Origin of the sequence: Lysinibacter cavernae, assembly GCF_011758565.1 — a bacterium.
In the GTDB taxonomy this organism is placed as follows: Bacteria; Actinomycetota; Actinomycetes; order Actinomycetales; family Microbacteriaceae; genus Lysinibacter; species Lysinibacter cavernae.
In genome coordinates this window covers 162,491-178,617 of the sequence record NZ_JAAMOX010000001.1, presented here as the reverse complement: position 1 = coordinate 178,617, position 16,127 = coordinate 162,491, and the positions used below count along the sequence as shown (strand labels likewise).

Here is a 16,127-nt window from a genome sequence, read left to right as displayed (position 1 = left end):
CCATACCGGAGCCGTCGCTATCGAAACGTAGAGGGATGGCTGTCCAGGTTCAGGCTGTGGCGACCAGCCCAAGCAGGGTCACAGCGGTGAAAATGACGAGGCACACCTCCATAGCCTTAGCCAATCCGTCGTTAGGCTTCGACGAGCGCCGCCAGCTGCTCGGTTACGAAGGTCCAGCCTGCGGGCAGCCCGAGTTCGTCGTGCTGCGCTTTTGCCGCAGCATCTGCGTGGCGTGCCACGATGCGATACAGGGTGCCGTCTGGATGATCGGCGAGCGTAACTTCTCCTGTGACGGCAACGGGCTGAGGTTGGGCGGGCCGCAGCGTACTGTCGACCGCGTTGGTGAAGACGATGCGGTGCTCGGCGTCGACGACGAGGAACGCGGCATCCATGTGCGGGACAAACGTGACGCCATCCTCGCTCATTGTTGTCACGAACCCACCGCCGGCGCTCGGCCTGAACGACTCAACACGACAGACGTAGGGCTGCGGGATCCACCACTGGGCGAAGGGGTTAGGCGACGTCCAGGCGTTCCAGACGGCTGCTTTGGGGGCGCGGATGACTCGCTCAATCGCGAGGTCACGGTCTGGATCAAGGTCTAGGTCGGGGTTCACGATGGTCCTTTCGATCAGGATTTCTTTTTCGCCAACGAGCTTTGGGCTCATCCTTCGTTTGGATAGACACGTTCGTCGGCCCGCGGCGTGGCGAGCAGGGGCACGGAGGCGGTCAGCGCGGCAACGGCGTCGGCCCCCGCTGAGTCTGCTGGGGCGCGGTCGGCTCGCCTGCCCTCAAGCGCGGCCGGCTCACCGCCGGTGATGGCCTCGGCAAGGCTGCTTTCGGTTTCAAGGACTTTTGTGGCGGCAACCTGCTGGGCTGCGAGCTCTGCGTACAGGCCGCCCCGCATGATCAGCTCGGAGTGCGTGCCAGATTCGACAATTTCGCCAGCTTCGAGCACATGAATGATGTCGGCGTCCATGACGGTGGAGAGGCGGTGCGCGATGGAGATGGTTGTGCGCCCCCGTGAGGCCTCGTCGAGCGCTTCTTGTACCACACGCTCCGACACGGTGTCTAAGGCAGAGGTCGCCTCGTCGAGCAGGAGGATTGGCGGGTCTTTGAGCAGCACGCGCGCGATGGCGATACGTTGCTTTTCGCCGCCAGAGAGCCGGTACCCTCGCTCTCCGACGATGGTGTCATAGCCGTCTTCGAAGCCCGCGATGATGTGGTGGATGTTTGCCGCGGTGCAGGCAGCGGTGAGTTCGGCATCGCTCGCGTCTGGCTTGGCGTACAGCAGGTTTTCTTTGATGGTCGCGTGAAACAGATAGGTCTCCTGCGACACGATGCCAACATTATCGATGATGGATTCTTGCGTGAGGGTTCGAACGTCGGCACCGCTGAACAGCACGGACCCAGCGGAAGCTTCATACAGCCGAGGCGCGAGGTAGAGGATAGTCGTTTTGCCTGCGCCGGAGGGACCAACAAACGCAACGTGCTGCCCTGGCTCCGCAACAAAGGAAACACCGTTGAGCGTTGGGCGTGCCTCCGACGAGGCATCCGGATAACGGAACACCACGTTGTCGAAGGCAAGACCCCCGCGCGGCCCTGGAGCAGCATTGACGCTGATCGCGTCTGGAGCATCCGTGATCGCGGGTTGCAGATCGAGGTATTCAAAGATGCGGGCAAAAAGAGCCTGTGACGTTTGCAGATCGAGCGAGACCCTCATGAGCCCCATAAGCGGCTGCAGCAGCCTGGCCTGCACCGTGGTGAAGGCGACAACCGTGCCGGCGGTGATCGCGCCGAGTCCCCCAGCGATAAGGTAGCCAGAAACCAGGTAGATAACGGCGGGAACGCACGCCATGAGCACCTGAACCACCGCAAAGAAGCCCTGGCCGCTCATGGCCCGACGAACCTGAAGCTGCACCTGGTTGCGGTTCTCTGCTTGATATCGTTCTGATTCGGCTCGTTGCCGGTTGAACGCCTTTGACAGCAGCATGCCGGAAACGCTGAGCGTCTCTTGGGTGATCGATGTCAGCTCGGATAGTGATTCCTGTGTCTCCCCGGCAATCTTTGCTCTGACCTGGCCAACGCGGCGTTGCACGAGGACAAGGAACGGCATGAGAACGACGGCGATGAGCGTGAGCCGCCAATCAATGAGGATCATTGCAACGAGCGACGCAATCACGGTGACGACGTTGCCAAGAATGCTGGTGACGGTGTTGGTCAGCACCCCCGATACCCCGCCGACATCGTTCTGCAGACGCGACTGGATGACCCCGGTCTTGGTGCGAGTGAAGAAGCCAAGTTCCATCGATTGGAGATGCTCGAACAGGCGGACGCGCAGGTCGCCAGTAACGCTGTTGCCAACTGTGGAGGTGAACCACGTTTGGGCAACTCCGAGCAGGGCGGACAGCAGAAACAGCCCAACCATCGCAAGCACCAAACGAATGAGCAGCGGAATCTGCGGGCCCGAGCCATCAAGCGGGAACAACCCGTCATCAAAAATACGCTGCACGAGCAGGGGCGGAATGACCGCGATACCCGCGCCCACAATAACCAGCAGGCCCGTAATCAGGATGCGCCAAGAGTAAGGACGGAACAGCGCAACAACGCGACTGCCGAGCCCGGCGATCTTTGGCGCCTCGGCGTTCAGCTTCTTCTGCGCGGCCACATCAACGCCGCGGAAACCACCACCGCGAGCGCTGCCGCCTGCTCCGTGAATACTCATGGGGTTAGCCTACGACAGGGCACTGACACGGGCAGTTCATTTGGCAGCCCTAGCCCGAGCGACAGGCATCGTCGTTGAACGATCCTGCGCTGAGAGGCACCAGCTGGTCACTCAATTGACAGAAAAATGACCCTGGCTGTGGACGGGGTCATTCTCACGGCGAGCGGTCTTTGGTCGCATTGACTGCATTTTTGCAGATTGCTCAGCGAACGAAAGAGTGACCATAACCCATATCTCGTAAACGCGGGCTGAATCGTACACCGAAGCACCGCCCACAGCATTCTCGCTAACGGTTAGGGCCAAACGCGACCTGAATTAAAATCGAAATTCCGCCACATTCCGGCGCAGAAGAACGTCTTACTGATCACCACTCTTGACCCGCGAGATCACCTTTGCGCTGGTACTTCGTCAGCAGGTCCGCGGACAGGTGACAAGAATCTTCAGGGAATCGTGCAAGCCGATCCTGGTGTTCCTCGGCGCTTCGCACATAGTTAGCCAGTGGCAGCACCTCAACGGCGATTCGGTGAGCGTCGTCTCTCGCCGCGATGAACGCACGAGCTTCGTCAAGGTGCGCCAGGTCGTCGGAGTACACGCCAGTGCGATATTTCGGACCGGAGTCGGGTCCCTGTCTGTTGACGCTATAGGGATCGATAATTTCAAAGAGGTATGCCATCAGCTGCTCGACGCTCACAACCGTCGGATCGAACCGTGTTCGCACGCATTCCGCGTACCCGTCGTAGGCGCTGTCGATACGCTGGCTGGTTCCGTTGGCCCTTCCGGCCTCGGTGCTCGTCACTCCGGGTACTGTCGCGATAAAAGCCTGCACACCCCAGAGGCAGCCGCCTGCAAGGTAAAGCTCCTCAACTACGCGCTCGGCAACCATTTACTGAGCCTACCGCCACCCGAGAGTCGGTCGTTCCGAGGGGAACGGAACCCGACGAGAATAAGCACCCCGAGTCATGGGCAGGGTGCTGGGACTCCTCGATCCGTGCAAATGCAAATACGACCCCGGTTACCGACGCAAAAGGGACCGTATCTGAGACCCACAGGGCAGAGCCTAAGGCTCCGAAAAACTACACGTCGAAGCGGAACTTCACCGAGTTCCGGCACTGAGCAACTTTTCATGCAAGATGCAGGCATGCTGAAGGCCGTCGACGCATTCAAGGACTCGATGTTCATTCCTAGAAAGACTTCGCCTCAGCCGCACCACCCAGCTCGATGGCTAACGCAACAAGGTCAACATCCGCTAGGTATCCGGCCCGTTCTTCCCCTGAAATTCCTATATTCCATCGACACCTGAGACCTTCACAAGCCCCCTCGTGTGTTCTCACCATAAAAAGCGGGCCTTACGCGTTCTCCGCGCGCAATTTACTCATACAACCGCCAAGGCTTGATAGCAACGATCTGATCGCCCACGACGTTCTCCTCATGGTCGAACTCATAGTGGCTCCGCAGGTTATTCCAAAACTCCACAGAAGTGCCGCAGTACTTCGCAAGTCGTAACGCGGCATCCAACGTTATCCCGCTCGCCCCATTCACGATTTAGTTGACACATCGCGGCGGCAAACCGTTCGACGCGGCAATCTTGTTCTTCGTGATTCCGATTCCCCCAATGATTTACTCCATTAGAACCTCACCTCGGGGGATGGCGGGTAAAGCCTCGCAGATATGAACCTTCCTCAGCGGTAGTCAACGATCGAGACGTCTCCAGCAGCAGTATCCTCCCAACGGAAGCAGATCCTCCACTGGTCGTTGATCCGGATGCTGTGGGGCTCCGTTCGGTCACCGTTAAGTGCATTCAAACGATCACTGGGCAAAACGCAGCTACATGTACGAAAGCTCAACCGAGTTACGTCCGCGTCAGCGGTGTCCATCAACAAACCTCGGAACGAGACCATTCATGCCGAAGCAGCCCTATCCCTTGCAGACACAAACGCTCTGTGAGAGCTCATCGACCTGCGATTAGAAATGGCAGTAGTCCGATCTTACTCGCGCGTATGCCCAGATCTTGCAGCTTGGCCAGGCGACTCTCCGTGTATCTGCGGTACGTGGGCCTACTCTCACCTTCCGGGAAATTCAATAGGGCCCGCTCTACGAAGTCCTCTAGAGTCCTAGTCTCGGCCACTTCGACGCTGGCTGACATAGTTCTCTGAACCGACTCGAAGCTCGCTTCCATTGGCGGGCCCGGTTCTGAGAATGCGCGGATGTCGCCAGTGCTTGTGTATGCATAACAATGTTGCGAGTCAGGAAGCACTCTCCCTAGTTGGCTCGGACGAGGGAAAACGCTGTTCGGGTATAGTCCATCGTTTGACACATGCTGAGCAAGCTCATCACTAGTCAAGAAGCAAGGACTCGCGTAAAAGACATCCGCCCCGGTCACTTCAAGATCATAAAGCGCGTTATGTTGCACGAGGCCGTTCAAGGTGACATCGGTCTTCACAGCAAACCTGAAGTACGGCTTGCCGAACACCGCGTACTCGTTTGCGTTCGAACGTCGCAGATATCGCGGCATCTTGAACTGAAGGTATAGCATCGCCCATCGCCTGGGTATGGCAATGTCGTACCCGAGATCGGCTTCCTGCCGAAGGCTCGGTAATAACGCGATACCATCAAGATCGCCTTGAGCATGGAGCCAGCGCTGAATTTCAACGGTCAGGTACATTGCGTACGTTGACTCGTTGAAGTCGGCCTGCCTTTGACTATACGACACGGTTTCCCAATTCTCCGCTTCCTGCGCATTCCCAGAAAGAGTCACACTCCGTCTTGCTGCGACACATGAGCGACACGATGGACTTCCGACTCCACTGCGCTAAACGTTAAACCTAAACTCCACAACATCCCCATCGACCATCGTGTAGTCCTTGCCCTCCATGCGGGCCTTGCCCTGGGAGCGGGCCTCGGCTACCGAGCCGGTGGCAACGAGGTCGTCAAACGAGATGACCTCTGCCTTGATGAAGCCTTTTTCGAAGTCGGTGTGGATGACGCCGGCCGCCTGCGGGGCCTTCGCGCCCTGAGGGATGGTCCAGGCGCGGGCCTCTTTTGGTCCTGCCGTGAGGTAGGTCTGGAGGCCGAGTGTGTCGAAGCCGATGCGCGCGAGCTGGTCGAGACCGCTCTCGGTCTGGCCGGTCGAGGCGAGCAGTTCTGCCGCATCCTCGTCGTCGAGTTCGATAAGTTCGCTCTCAAGCTTGGCGTCAAGGAAGATTGCCTTTGCCGGTGCTACGAGTGCGGCCAGTTCGGCAAGCTTTGCCTCGTCGCCGAGCACGTCTTCGTCAACGTTGAAGACGTACATAAACGGCTTGGTGGTGAGCAGTCCGAGTTCGCGGATGGGCTCAACATCCACGTTGGAAGCCGACAGCGGGGTGCCAGAGTTGAGCACATCCTGGGCTTCCTTCGCTGCGGTCAGCACCGAAGCGTCAAGCTTCTTACCCTTGACCTCTTTTTCGTAGCGAGGAATCGCCTTTTCGAGGGTCTGCAGGTCGGCGAGAATGAGCTCGGTGTTGATGGTCTCCATGTCGCTTGCAGGGTTAACGCTGCCGTCAACGTGCACCACGTCGGGATCGCTGAAGCCACGAACAACCTGCGCGATGGCGTCTGCCTCGCGGATGTTTGCGAGGAACTTGTTGCCAAGCCCTTCGCCCTCGCTCGCTCCCTTGACGATGCCTGCGATGTCAACGAAGGACACCGGGGCTGGCAGGATGCGTTCGCTGCCGAAGATCTCGGCAAGCACGTTGAGTCGCTTGTCGGGGAGGCTCACCACGCCAACGTTTGGTTCGATTGTTGCGAACGGGTAGTTCGCCGCAAGAACATCGTTGCGGGTGAGTGCGTTGAAGAGGGTGGACTTGCCAACGTTGGGCAGTCCGACGATTCCGATTGTAAGAGCCACGAGAGTACAGCCTAGTTGATTGCTTGCTTTGGTGGGCGCACAGTAATGGTGACGCCAGCGATAACAACGACCCCACCAATGAGCTGAATGAGGCTGAGCGGGCCTCCAAGCGCCAGAGAGAGCAGCACGGTGAAGACCGGCAGCAGGTTCAAGAAGATGCCGGAGCGTGCGGCCCCGATGCGCCGCACGGCGATGTTCCAGAACATAAAGGACAGCACCGACGGGAAGAACGCGATGTAGAGGAGGCCAGTCCACGCGCCACCCGACATCGTGAAGTCGGTGTCGGTAGCGAGCACAAACGGGGTGAGCAGCGCAACAGCCATGATCGCCTGGATCATGGTGGAGGTAACGGGCGGCGAGGTGAGCTTGCGTCCGAGCACAGAGAAAAGGGTCCACGCTGCGACGGCGCCAAGCATGAAGAGCTGCCCAACGTTGTAGTCCATCGTGAAGATTTCGCTGAGGCGCCCGTTGGTGAGCACCAGCGCAACTCCCCCGAGCGACACGATAAACCCAAGGATGCTGATCCCACGAAGCCGCTCGCGCATGATGATCGCAGCAACGATCGCAATCGAGGCAGGGTTGATCGCGCCCACGAGCGCGACATCAACCGCGGTGGTGTGCTGCAACGCCACGTAGCTCAGCAGGTTGAAGCCAATAACCCCGAGCAGCGCGAGCAGCAGGTGCAGCGCCCACTCCTTGAGGGCGGATTTCCATGCGCCCTTATCCACGATGAGGGCCAGCGGAATGAGTGCCACGAGCGCGATCAACCATCGCGCCCAGGTGAGTTGGAGGGGTGAAATTTCGGCGACCACCATGTGGCCAAAGATGAAGTTGCCAGCCCAGAACAGGTTGGCAAGCACCAAGAAGAGGATGTTTTTGCTGTTTGCCACGGCCCAACCCTACCCGCAATGTTCTCACCCGACTGTCGGTATCGTGTGCGACGATGGAGTGTGCCCGTTGACTTTACAGCTATCGATTTTGAAACCGCCAACAGCCACGGAGCCTCTGCTTGCTCCGTCGGCCTCGTCAAGGTACGCAATTCCGTTGCGGTCGATCGTGTGTCCTGGCTGATCAAACCACCTGCTGGCTACGACGCGTTCCTCGAGTGGAACACGCGCATCCACGGACTCGTTCCCAACGACGTCAAAGATGCAAAAGGCTGGGCAGCTCAGTTCGAAGATCTCATGGAGTTCGCGGAGGGCGACATCATGGTTGCCCACAACGCCGGGTTCGATATGGGCGTCATCCGGGCCGCGTGTGAAGCGACCGAGATCGAGGTGCCAAACCTCAACTATCTCTGCAGCGTGCAGGTCGCGCGCAAGACCTATACGCTCCCGTCATACCGACTCCCCTCAGCGGCAGAGGCAGCGGGGTTCACCGATTTTCAACACCACGAGGCGCTTGCCGATGCGGAAGCCTGCGCGGCCATCATCATCGATGCTGGCAAGGTGCACACAAGCGACGACCTCGCGACGCTTTCTCAGAAGACCGGGGTCACGATTAAGACGCTCGTCTCGTCAAAGGCAGCTGAACAGGCAAAGGCCGAAGCAAAACGTGCCAAAGGTACTCCGCCAAGCGGTCCGTCGGCATCCCAGCCCTCAACCCTTCGCAAGGGGCGCACGTCGTCCGTCCGATTCTCATAGCGCAACCTCGCCACTCACATCCCACGTATTGCCCCAAACCGCGATAATCTTTGTAAGTACAAACAGTTGGCGGGAGCCACAACAGACAAAGGGGTGGGCGTGGAATCTGCAACCGAAACGACCTCGATCGACACGCTCTTCGATGACCTCGATCGGGCAAGCCCGGTTCCGTTATATTTTCAGGTCTCGAAACGCCTCGAATCCGCCATCCGGTCTGGTCACCTCGCGGCCGGAGCCAAGCTCGAAAATGAGGTCTCCCTAGGTGAGCGGCTTGGCATCAGCCGTCCGACGATCCGGAGGGCCATCCAAGAACTCGTGGATAAGGGTCTGCTCGTTCGCCGGCGAGGCGTTGGAACGCAGGTCGTTCAGGGGCCAGTCACGCGACAGGTCGAATTCACGAGCTTGTTTGACGATCTGCGTACAAGCCACCAAAACCCGTCAACCCGTGTGCTGACCTTCGAGCGAGTCGAGGCGCCCTCGGCGTTCGCCGAGCATCTGGGAGTGCGTCAAGGAAGCCTTGTGCACCACATCCGGCGGGTGCGACTCGCAAGCGAGGTACCCGTCGCGATCCTCGAGAACTACCTGCCAATCACCGCCATTGATCTCAACCGCGAGGCACTCACCACAAGCGGCCTCTACGCGCAGCTCCAGGCAAAAGGCGTGACCATGCGAGTTGCAAAACAACGCATAGGTGCCCGCTTGGCCACGCCGGAAGAGACTGAGCTGCTGAGCGTTGACGTTGGCAGCCCGGTGCTCACCATGCAGCGGACGGCATACGACAGTGCCGGAGCCGCCGTCGAATACGGCACACACTGCTACCGCACCGATTACTATTCATTTGAAACCACCTTAGTGAACCGGTAAGAAAGCGTCCTCCCATGACCAGTGCACTCGATCGCAACGAAGCGGCCCCCCTCAAGCACATCGAAGCAACACAAGCCACAAACGGAAGCGCCCGCCTCAGCGCAAACCTGCACAGCCAGGTACTCGATAGTCTTGGGCTCGCCATCTGCGAGGGCACCATGGCTGCCGGCAGCATCGTCACCATCGAGATTCTTGAGGAGCGGCTGCAGGTCTCCAGAACCGTCATCCGCGAGGCGCTTCGTGTGCTCACCTCGATGGGTCTTGTCACGTCGCGTCGCAGGGTTGGCATCCAGATCCTCCCGCTCAAAGAGTGGAACCTGTACGACCCGCAGATCATTCGCTGGCGTTTGGCGTCCTCGCATCAGATCTCGCAGTTGCGTTCGCTCACCGAGCTCAGAAGCGCTATCGAGCCTGAAGCCGCCCGTCTCGCCGCACAGCGCGCGCCACTCGCTGATGCGAGCGAGCTGATCGGTCTTGCTGGCAAACTCTGGGCGGCAGGCTCGGCCGGAGACGGCGAAGAGTTCTTGCGCCTCGACATCATGTTTCACCAGCTCATTCTTCGCAGCTCCGGCAACGAAATGTTCTCAAAGCTGCACACCCTCATCGACGAGGTCCTTGCCGGGCGAACGGATGCGGGGCTCATGCCGCAATACCCGCATAAGCAGGCCCTCCAGTGGCACACTGACGTGGCAAATGCCATCCAAACGGGCAACTCAGAGGCCGCTGGCGAGGCGATGTTGCACATCATGCGCCGTGCGCTGAGCGAGATGAGCACCATGTGGGAGGGGCTCGTTGATCTCTCACCCAACCGGGGGTCGAACACCATCGAGTGAAGCGTTTCGACGCGTTTCGACTCAAACTGACGCATTCAGCAACATCTCTTGTGACCGGATGCCGTCGGCCTCAGGATTATGCCATGACGTTTCCAAACATCCTCGACCACGTGGTCCTCGCCTCCAATTCGCTCCCAGATGCCGTCTCCTATTTCGAAGAACTCACGGGGGTCACGCCGCAGCGCGGTGGCGACCACGTGACCGGCACCTCAAACAGTCTTGTTACGTTCACCGTCAACGGTGAGCCAAGCATCCACTACCTCGAAATCATCGGGCCGAACCCAGCGCGCACCGAAAAACTTGATAACAACGTGTTTGGCATCAACACGCGCACCGAACCGGGACTGGCCGGCTACAGCGTGCGTCCTGAAAGCCTCGACGATTTCTCCGTCGCGCTCAAGGATGCCGGCGTTGAGCCAAATCAGATCGGTGATCTCGCGCGCGAAACACCAGAAGGCGATCTGCTCAGCTGGCGCATTATCTCCGGCAACCACAACGGAGCCGTCTCGCCCATCCCCTTCAGCATCGACTGGGGAACCACCCCGCACCCGAGTGCAACCACCAAACCAACGGTTGAGCTGGTGAGCCTCATCGCCCGCACGCCCAACCCAGAAAAGACTCGCGCAACGCTCGAACAGCTTGGCGTTGACATCGTTGTGGAGCAGGCCGACGAGCCGTCGCTCGAGCTCGTGATCGACACCCCAAAGGGCCGCATAACCCTTTCCTAGCATCATCAGGTAGACAAAAACCGCTCCAAACCCAACGGTTTGGAGCGGTTTTTGCTGAATCGATGAGGGCTACTGGTTAGTCCTCCCAGCGGACTCGGCCGCCGCGGGCCTCAAACTCCGCGTGAACTGCTTCGCGCAGGGACGGGTCCGACAGGTAGTCGGCCGCCGCCCCTGCGAGCGCGGTTGCCGCATCCACAAGGGCGTCGATTGCCGGGTCGAGAACCGTAATATCGGCAAATGCCGCGTTGTGCGGGGAGATGCCCGCCGCAGCGCCAAGCCCAAGCGCAGGCTGAATTGCCGGGATGTACTGGCTCACGTTGCCCATATCCGTCGACGGTCCACCCTGGCGAACGGATGCGGGGACGAGCGGCACCTCGCGGCCACGCTCAGTCAGGTGCCCGGCCCAGCGCTTGAGAAGTTCCACGTTGCCAACATAGGGAAGGTACGGCGGCTCAGGGTCAACCGTGATCTCGGCGCGCGTCCCCGTTGCGAGCGCGGCTGCCTCAAGCACGTCAACAACGCGCTCGGTCAACACCTTCAGGGTGTCAATCTCTGTGGAACGAACAAAGAACAGCGCAGACGCAACCTCTGGCACAACGTTTGGCACGCTTCCGCCGTCGGTAATGACCCCGTGCAGCCGATCGATCGGCAGGATGTGCTGGCGCAGCTGCGCAATGCTCTGATAAGCCGTAACAACCGCATCGAGCGCGTTAAGCCCAAGGTACGGGCTGCCGGCCGCGTGGGAAGCCCTGCCGTGGTACGTGACCGCAACACGACGAACGCCGCTCGAAGGCTGATCGTAAATCGGGGACGGCGACGAGCCCGCGCTCGGGTGCACCATGCCGGCGGCATCCACGTCATCGAATCCGCCGGCACGAATGATGAGTTCTTTGCCGCCGCCGGCTTCTTCGGCGGGCGTGCCGATGAGCGAGACAGTTCCGCCAATCTCGCCAACAACCTCGCGGAGGGCGAGGAAGGCTCCAACGCCGATGCCAGAGATGATGTTGTGGCCGCAGGCGTGTCCAACCCCAGGAAGCGAGTCATACTCAGCGATGACGGCAAAATGGGGTGAGCCAGAACCGGCCGTTGCAACAAACGAGGTGTCAAGGCCAAATGTGCCGACGGTCACTTCAACACCCTGTTCCTTCAGCAGGGCCGCAATCTGCTCGACCGAACGGTGTTCGGCAAAGGCTATTTCTGGGTGCTCATACAGGTCCACGACCAGCTCGTGCAGGCGCGGACGAAGGTCGCCAATCTTCTGCGCAATCCTGGAATGGATGCTCGCATCCGCGCCGCGAAAAGCAGATTCAGCCGTGCCAACGACCCGAGTGTTCCCCTGGGTACGCCCGTACTCGGTGTAGACGTCAAACGGGTCGGTTGGGGTGCGCGTCATAGTGTTGGCCTGCTCTCGTGTTGGTGGTTTGTTGTAACGTACCAACGCGAAGAGCGGGCCAACAGGGGCGCGGTAACACGGCGAAATATCGGCGCTCAGCCGGGAACAACCACCGTCTTGAGCCCGTCGCCGCGCATCGCCATGGCAAAGGCCTCCGAGAACTCCGCAAGAGGAATCTGCGCGGTGACCAGCGGCTCAAGATTCACGAGCCCCTGCTGAAGCAAGGCCATCGCCGCGCGCCAGGATTCCGCCGTCGAGGCAAACCCGCTGCTCACCGTGAGCTCTTTGTAGAGCACAAGATCGAATGGCAGCGTGACCTCGTTGCCGAAGATGCCGACCTGCACGTACCGACCGCCGCGGCGGGCCGCCCTGAGGGCGTTGGCAGCGCCGGGTGCGCTTCCGGAACACTCGATGACCACGTCAAAGGCGCTGTCGTCTGGCCGTTCCGTTGTGGTGAGCATCCCGAGCCCCTCGGCCACCGCAAGCCGTTCGGCATCCTTTGGCAATCCGGCCAGCGTCACCTGACCGCCAAGCGCCCGTGCGACCTGAGCCGCAACCTGGCCCATGGCGCCTGGACCGGTCACAAGCACTCGATCACCGGCCTGCACCGCCGCGGGGTTGAGCAAGCACTGCGTAACACAGGCGAGCGGCTCGGCGAGCACTCCCCCAAGCAAACCAGCCGAATCCGGGACCCTGTGCAAGTTGAGCACTGGCATAACAACCTGAGACGCAAACCCGCCGTTGACAAACGAACCGAGCGAGCGCCGATTTGGGCACAGGTTACGACGGCCGTCACGACACCAGTCGCAACGCTCGCACGTTGCGTAATAGGTTTCGCAGGCTACTCTCGCTCCAAGCCAGTGCCGGTCGGATTCCGTTCCAACGGCGACAACTTCGCCAAGGATCTCGTGACCCATCACAACGGGGGGCTCGCACGGGTACTCGTCATGCGCGATGTGCACATCGGTTCCGCAGATGCCGGTCGCAACGACCCTGAGCAGCGCCTCGCCGGCACCGGGCGTTGGCAGTGGAACTTCGGCAAGTTCGACGCTGTCTTCGCCGACCCTCGTTTTGAGCACGGCGAGCATAGTTGATGATGCAATCATGGTGGCCCCTACCAGTCGTGAACGGTGCCGTCATGCAGGCGGTTGTAGGGCAGATACGCGGTTTGGTATGGGTACTTGCCGGCCTCATCCACGTTGAGTTCAACGCCGAGCCCTGGCTTGTCGCCCGGGTGCAGGTAGCCGTCAACAAATGTAAACGACTGCTCAAAGACCAAGTTGGTGGCGTCGCCGTGCTGCATGTACTCCTGGATACCAAAATTGTGGATCGACAGATCAAGGTGGAGGGCAGCTGCCATCCCAACCGGTGAAATATCGGTTGGACCGTGGATGCCAGATTTGATTTGGTACTGCGCCGCAAAGTCGAGGATCTTCTTCATCGGAGAGATTCCCCCGGTGTGCGTCACAGCCGAGCGAACGTAGTCGATGAGCTGTTCGGTAATGAGCGTCTGGTAGTCCCACACGGTGTTGAAAACCTCACCAATTGCCAGCGGGGTTGTGGTGTGCTGACGCACAAGACGCAGCGCTTCCTGGTTCTCTGCGGGCGTGCAGTCTTCGAGCCAAAACAGGTCATACGGCTCAAGCGCTTTGCCAAGCTTTGCGGCCTGAATCGGGGTCATGCGGTGGTGGCCGTCGTGCAGCAGCGGAAGGTCCTCACCAAACTCCGAACGAACCGCCTCGAAGACGGTTGGCAGGTGCTTGAGGTAGGCGCGAGTATCCCAGTCTTCCTCTGCGGGCAAGGCGGCGCGTTGGGCTGGTTCGTAGTCGTAGCGTTTGCCGCTCGACTGCGCCTGGGCGGCAACGCCGTAGACGGATTTCAGGCCGGGAACGGCAGTCTGCACGCGGATGGCCTGGTAGCCAAGATCCTGGTGCTTGCGAATCGAGTCAAACAGCTCGGGCAGGTCGCGCCCGCTTGCATGGCCGTATGCCCGGATGCCGTTGCGGCTCGCGCCCCCAAGCAGCTGGTACACGGGCATCCCAGCGGCCTTGCCCTTGATATCCCAGAGCGCCATGTCAACCGCAGCAATTGCCGCCATCGTGACGGGGCCGCGGCGCCAGTATGCGCTGCGGTAGAGGAACTGCCAGGTGTCCTCAATGCGGTGAGCATCGCGGTTGATGAGGAGGGGCACAACGTGCTCCGACAGGTAGGCAGCCACGGCCATCTCTCGACCGTTCAGGGTTGCATCCCCGATGCCAACGTGCCCGTCGCTTGTGGTCAGGCGAAGGGTCACGAAGTTCCGGTCAGGACTCGTGACGATAACTTCGGCGTTCTCGATTCTCATGTGTTCTTCTCCTAGTTACACCTGCATCTATTTGCGACTTTCTGCGGGAAAATGCGTCATTTTCAGCAGAAACTCGCAAATAGATGCAGGTTCGTGGTTAGCGTGCGACGTCGTCTGCTGCGGTCAGTAGGCGTTCGAGTTCTGTTCGTTCTGGGGCTGCCTGCCAGTCACTCGCTGAGCCAACGGCACAGGCCCCTGCGGCAACGCCGCGCTGCAAGCGGGCCTCGATATCGAGGCCGTCAAGCATTGCCGATAAGTAGCCCGCGGTAAACGCATCCCCGGCCCCAATCGTGTCAACAACACTGACTCGAAAGGCATCAGCGTCTTGGCGGCCAGCCGCCGAGTACGCAGTTGCCCCGTCAGCGCCACGTTTCACCACAACCTCCGAGATTCCACCTGCAATCAACTGCTCAACCGCAACCTGTTCGTCAGTCTCTCCGCCGGCCGCCAACGGAAGCTCGTCGGCCGAGGCAACAAGCACCGAGATAAAGGGGATGAACTTCCCGATGACCGAAATCGCCGTCTCGGCACTCCACAGCTGCGATCGGTGATTCACGTCAAAACTCACGATCGCACCCTGAGCGACCGCGGTGCGGAGCGCAAAGGTGGTAGCCGAGGAAGCGCTCTTGGAGAGCGCCGCAGTGATGCCAGTCGCGTGCACAATGCGGGGCTTGGCAGCAAGCGCTGGCACAAGGTCGCTCTCGGCGAGAGTCGACGCCGCCGAATCTGTTCGGTAGTACTGCACTCTCGCCTGGTCAGCCCGTGGCTTATCAACCAGCATGAGGGCTGATGGATGCGCGGGGTCCCGCACAACAGAATCCACCAGCACTCGCTCAGCCAGCAGGGTTCGGAGGGTGAGCTCACCGATCTCGTCGGCCCCCACCTTTGACGCCCAACGCACGCTGTGCCCGAGCCGCGCGAGGCCAATGGCGACGTTGAGTTCGGCCCCGGCGACATCGAGGTTGATTCCGCCGCCCATCCTGAGCCGGGCCGGAGCCCGGAACGAGCCGAGCGCCTCGCCGAAGGTAAGAACATCGACTGGAGCGAGCGCGCTCATCGGGTGGCCTGCTCTGCGGCGATAAACGCCGTTGCCCGTGCACGGAGCGCCTCGAGGTCGCCACCCTTTGCCGCGTCTCCGAGCAACGGCCCACCGAGGCCAAGCGCAACAGCACCTCGCTCGAAATACTCGGCTACCTGATCGGCCCCGACCCCACCAACGGGAATGAATGGGATATTTGGCAGGGGCTCGCGCAGCGCCGTGAGGTATTTGGGCCCACCCACAAACGCGGGAAACAGTTTAACCGCGCTCGCCCCGCGGTCCATGGCGTCAAGCGCCTCGGTCGCAGTGTACGCCCCACACAGCGAGGGGATTCCTCGCTCGGCCGCAAACGCGATTGAACGTGTGACGGCCGGCGTCACGATGAACCGAGCACCGGCTTCTCGCACACTCACGACCTGTTCAGGCTCAAGAACAGTTCCCGCGCCAATCCAGGCGTCTGCGGGCGCTTGTTTGGCAACCGTTTCGATCACCCGCAGTGCGTCGGGCGTTGTAATCGCTATCTCTAGCACACGAAGGCCGGCCTCGAGCAGCGTGAGCGAAGCGGCAATCGAGGCATCGGCATCCGTCCCACGCACAATGGCGACGAGTCGGTGCTGGTTAAGTTCATTCATGAGAGACATACGTTGTCCCTTTCGATTGGGGCGGATGGCGCGAGGT

The 16,127-nt window shown here is 60.3% G+C and carries 15 protein-coding genes; 4 read left to right on the top strand and 11 right to left on the bottom strand.

Annotation, left to right across the window (positions count from 1 at the left end; all coding sequences use genetic code 11):
- Nucleotides 1-131: 131 nt before the first annotated feature.
- The 6 genes from FHX76_RS00780 to FHX76_RS00750 form a co-directional block, all read right to left on the bottom strand.
- Nucleotides 132-665: an SRPBCC domain-containing protein gene (locus tag FHX76_RS00780; RefSeq protein WP_167146625.1), complete on the bottom strand. Its 534-nt coding sequence runs from the start codon at nt 663-665 to the stop codon at nt 132-134.
- Nucleotides 662-2,722, bottom strand: a complete 2,061-nt coding sequence (locus FHX76_RS00775; protein WP_167146622.1) for an ABC transporter ATP-binding protein — start codon at nt 2,720-2,722, stop codon at nt 662-664. Before FHX76_RS00775 ends, FHX76_RS00780 begins: the two co-directional genes overlap by 4 nt.
- A 364-nt stretch (nt 2,723-3,086) precedes the next feature.
- Complete coding sequence (locus tag FHX76_RS00770) at nt 3,087-3,605, bottom strand: peptide-methionine (S)-S-oxide reductase (RefSeq protein WP_167146618.1); 519 nt, start codon at nt 3,603-3,605, stop codon at nt 3,087-3,089.
- 796 nt (nt 3,606-4,401) lie between these two features.
- Nucleotides 4,402-4,596: a type II toxin-antitoxin system RelE/ParE family toxin gene (locus FHX76_RS00760; protein WP_243848559.1), complete on the bottom strand. Its 195-nt coding sequence runs from the start codon at nt 4,594-4,596 to the stop codon at nt 4,402-4,404.
- A gap of 935 nt (nt 4,597-5,531) precedes the next feature.
- Nucleotides 5,532-6,605 (bottom strand): redox-regulated ATPase YchF, encoded by a 1,074-nt coding sequence (gene ychF, locus FHX76_RS00755; protein WP_167146612.1) that lies wholly within the window; start codon nt 6,603-6,605, stop codon nt 5,532-5,534.
- 11 nt (nt 6,606-6,616) lie between these two features.
- Nucleotides 6,617-7,495, bottom strand: a complete 879-nt coding sequence (locus FHX76_RS00750) for an EamA family transporter (RefSeq protein ID WP_167146609.1) — start codon at nt 7,493-7,495, stop codon at nt 6,617-6,619.
- Nucleotides 7,496-7,555: 60 nt separating this feature from the next.
- On the opposite strand from FHX76_RS00750, the gene FHX76_RS00745 reads away from it, so the two are divergent.
- The 4 genes from FHX76_RS00745 (at nt 7,556) to FHX76_RS00730 (ending at nt 10,673) form a co-directional block, all read left to right on the top strand.
- Nucleotides 7,556-8,248 (top strand): exonuclease domain-containing protein, encoded by a 693-nt coding sequence (locus tag FHX76_RS00745; RefSeq protein ID WP_167146607.1) that lies wholly within the window; start codon nt 7,556-7,558, stop codon nt 8,246-8,248.
- Between the two features lie 99 nt (nt 8,249-8,347).
- On the top strand, nt 8,348-9,112 hold the full coding sequence (locus FHX76_RS00740) for a GntR family transcriptional regulator (protein ID WP_341777819.1): 765 nt from the start codon (nt 8,348-8,350) through the stop codon (nt 9,110-9,112).
- A gap of 14 nt (nt 9,113-9,126) precedes the next feature.
- A complete protein-coding gene (locus FHX76_RS00735) occupies nt 9,127-9,945 on the top strand; it encodes a FadR/GntR family transcriptional regulator (RefSeq protein WP_167146604.1) in 819 nt (272 codons plus the stop codon).
- Nucleotides 9,946-10,028: 83 nt separating this feature from the next.
- Nucleotides 10,029-10,673, top strand: coding sequence for a VOC family protein (locus tag FHX76_RS00730; protein WP_167146601.1), 645 nt, complete (start codon nt 10,029-10,031; stop codon nt 10,671-10,673).
- 76 nt (nt 10,674-10,749) lie between these two features.
- Here FHX76_RS00730 and FHX76_RS00725 read toward each other — a convergent pair whose 3' ends face one another.
- The 5 genes from FHX76_RS00725 to FHX76_RS00705 all read right to left on the bottom strand — a co-directional run bounded on the left by FHX76_RS00725 (nt 10,750) and on the right by FHX76_RS00705 (nt 16,090).
- Nucleotides 10,750-12,066: an amidohydrolase gene (locus tag FHX76_RS00725; protein ID WP_167146598.1), complete on the bottom strand. Its 1,317-nt coding sequence runs from the start codon at nt 12,064-12,066 to the stop codon at nt 10,750-10,752.
- A 95-nt stretch (nt 12,067-12,161) separates the two neighbouring features.
- Nucleotides 12,162-13,172 carry a zinc-dependent alcohol dehydrogenase gene (locus FHX76_RS00720; protein WP_243848558.1) on the bottom strand — a complete coding sequence of 337 codons (1,011 nt, stop codon included), beginning with the start codon at nt 13,170-13,172 and terminating at the stop codon, nt 12,162-12,164.
- Nucleotides 13,173-13,180: 8 nt separating this feature from the next.
- Nucleotides 13,181-14,410, bottom strand: a complete 1,230-nt coding sequence (manD, locus tag FHX76_RS00715; RefSeq protein ID WP_167146595.1) for a D-mannonate dehydratase ManD — start codon at nt 14,408-14,410, stop codon at nt 13,181-13,183.
- Nucleotides 14,411-14,507: 97 nt separating this feature from the next.
- Nucleotides 14,508-15,467 (bottom strand): sugar kinase, encoded by a 960-nt coding sequence (locus FHX76_RS00710; RefSeq protein ID WP_167146593.1) that lies wholly within the window; start codon nt 15,465-15,467, stop codon nt 14,508-14,510.
- Nucleotides 15,464-16,090: a bifunctional 4-hydroxy-2-oxoglutarate aldolase/2-dehydro-3-deoxy-phosphogluconate aldolase gene (locus tag FHX76_RS00705; protein WP_167146590.1), complete on the bottom strand. Its 627-nt coding sequence runs from the start codon at nt 16,088-16,090 to the stop codon at nt 15,464-15,466. The genes FHX76_RS00710 and FHX76_RS00705 overlap by 4 nt, the downstream gene beginning before the upstream one ends.
- Nucleotides 16,091-16,127 lie beyond the last annotated feature (37 nt).

What these genes read in the sequence shown, in the direction of transcription:
- FHX76_RS00780 (WP_167146625.1), bottom strand. Translation starts at nt 665, where the DNA reads ATGAGCCCAAAGCTCGTTGGCGAAAAAGAAATCCTGATCGAAAGGACC.
- FHX76_RS00775 (WP_167146622.1), bottom strand. Translation starts at nt 2,722, where the DNA reads ATGAGTATTCACGGAGCAGGCGGCAGCGCTCGCGGTGGTGGTTTCCGC.
- FHX76_RS00770 (WP_167146618.1), bottom strand. Translation starts at nt 3,605, where the DNA reads ATGGTTGCCGAGCGCGTAGTTGAGGAGCTTTACCTTGCAGGCGGCTGC.
- FHX76_RS00760 (WP_243848559.1), bottom strand. Translation starts at nt 4,596, where the DNA reads ATGGACACCGCTGACGCGGACGTAACTCGGTTGAGCTTTCGTACATGT.
- FHX76_RS00735 (WP_167146604.1), top strand. Translation starts at nt 9,127, where the DNA reads ATGACCAGTGCACTCGATCGCAACGAAGCGGCCCCCCTCAAGCACATC.
- FHX76_RS00730 (WP_167146601.1), top strand. Translation starts at nt 10,029, where the DNA reads ATGACGTTTCCAAACATCCTCGACCACGTGGTCCTCGCCTCCAATTCG.
- FHX76_RS00725 (WP_167146598.1), bottom strand. Translation starts at nt 12,066, where the DNA reads ATGACGCGCACCCCAACCGACCCGTTTGACGTCTACACCGAGTACGGG.
- FHX76_RS00720 (WP_243848558.1), bottom strand. Translation starts at nt 13,172, where the DNA reads ATGATTGCATCATCAACTATGCTCGCCGTGCTCAAAACGAGGGTCGGC.
- manD (WP_167146595.1), bottom strand. Translation starts at nt 14,410, where the DNA reads ATGAGAATCGAGAACGCCGAAGTTATCGTCACGAGTCCTGACCGGAAC.
- FHX76_RS00710 (WP_167146593.1), bottom strand. Translation starts at nt 15,467, where the DNA reads ATGAGCGCGCTCGCTCCAGTCGATGTTCTTACCTTCGGCGAGGCGCTC.
- FHX76_RS00705 (WP_167146590.1), bottom strand. Translation starts at nt 16,090, where the DNA reads ATGTCTCTCATGAATGAACTTAACCAGCACCGACTCGTCGCCATTGTG.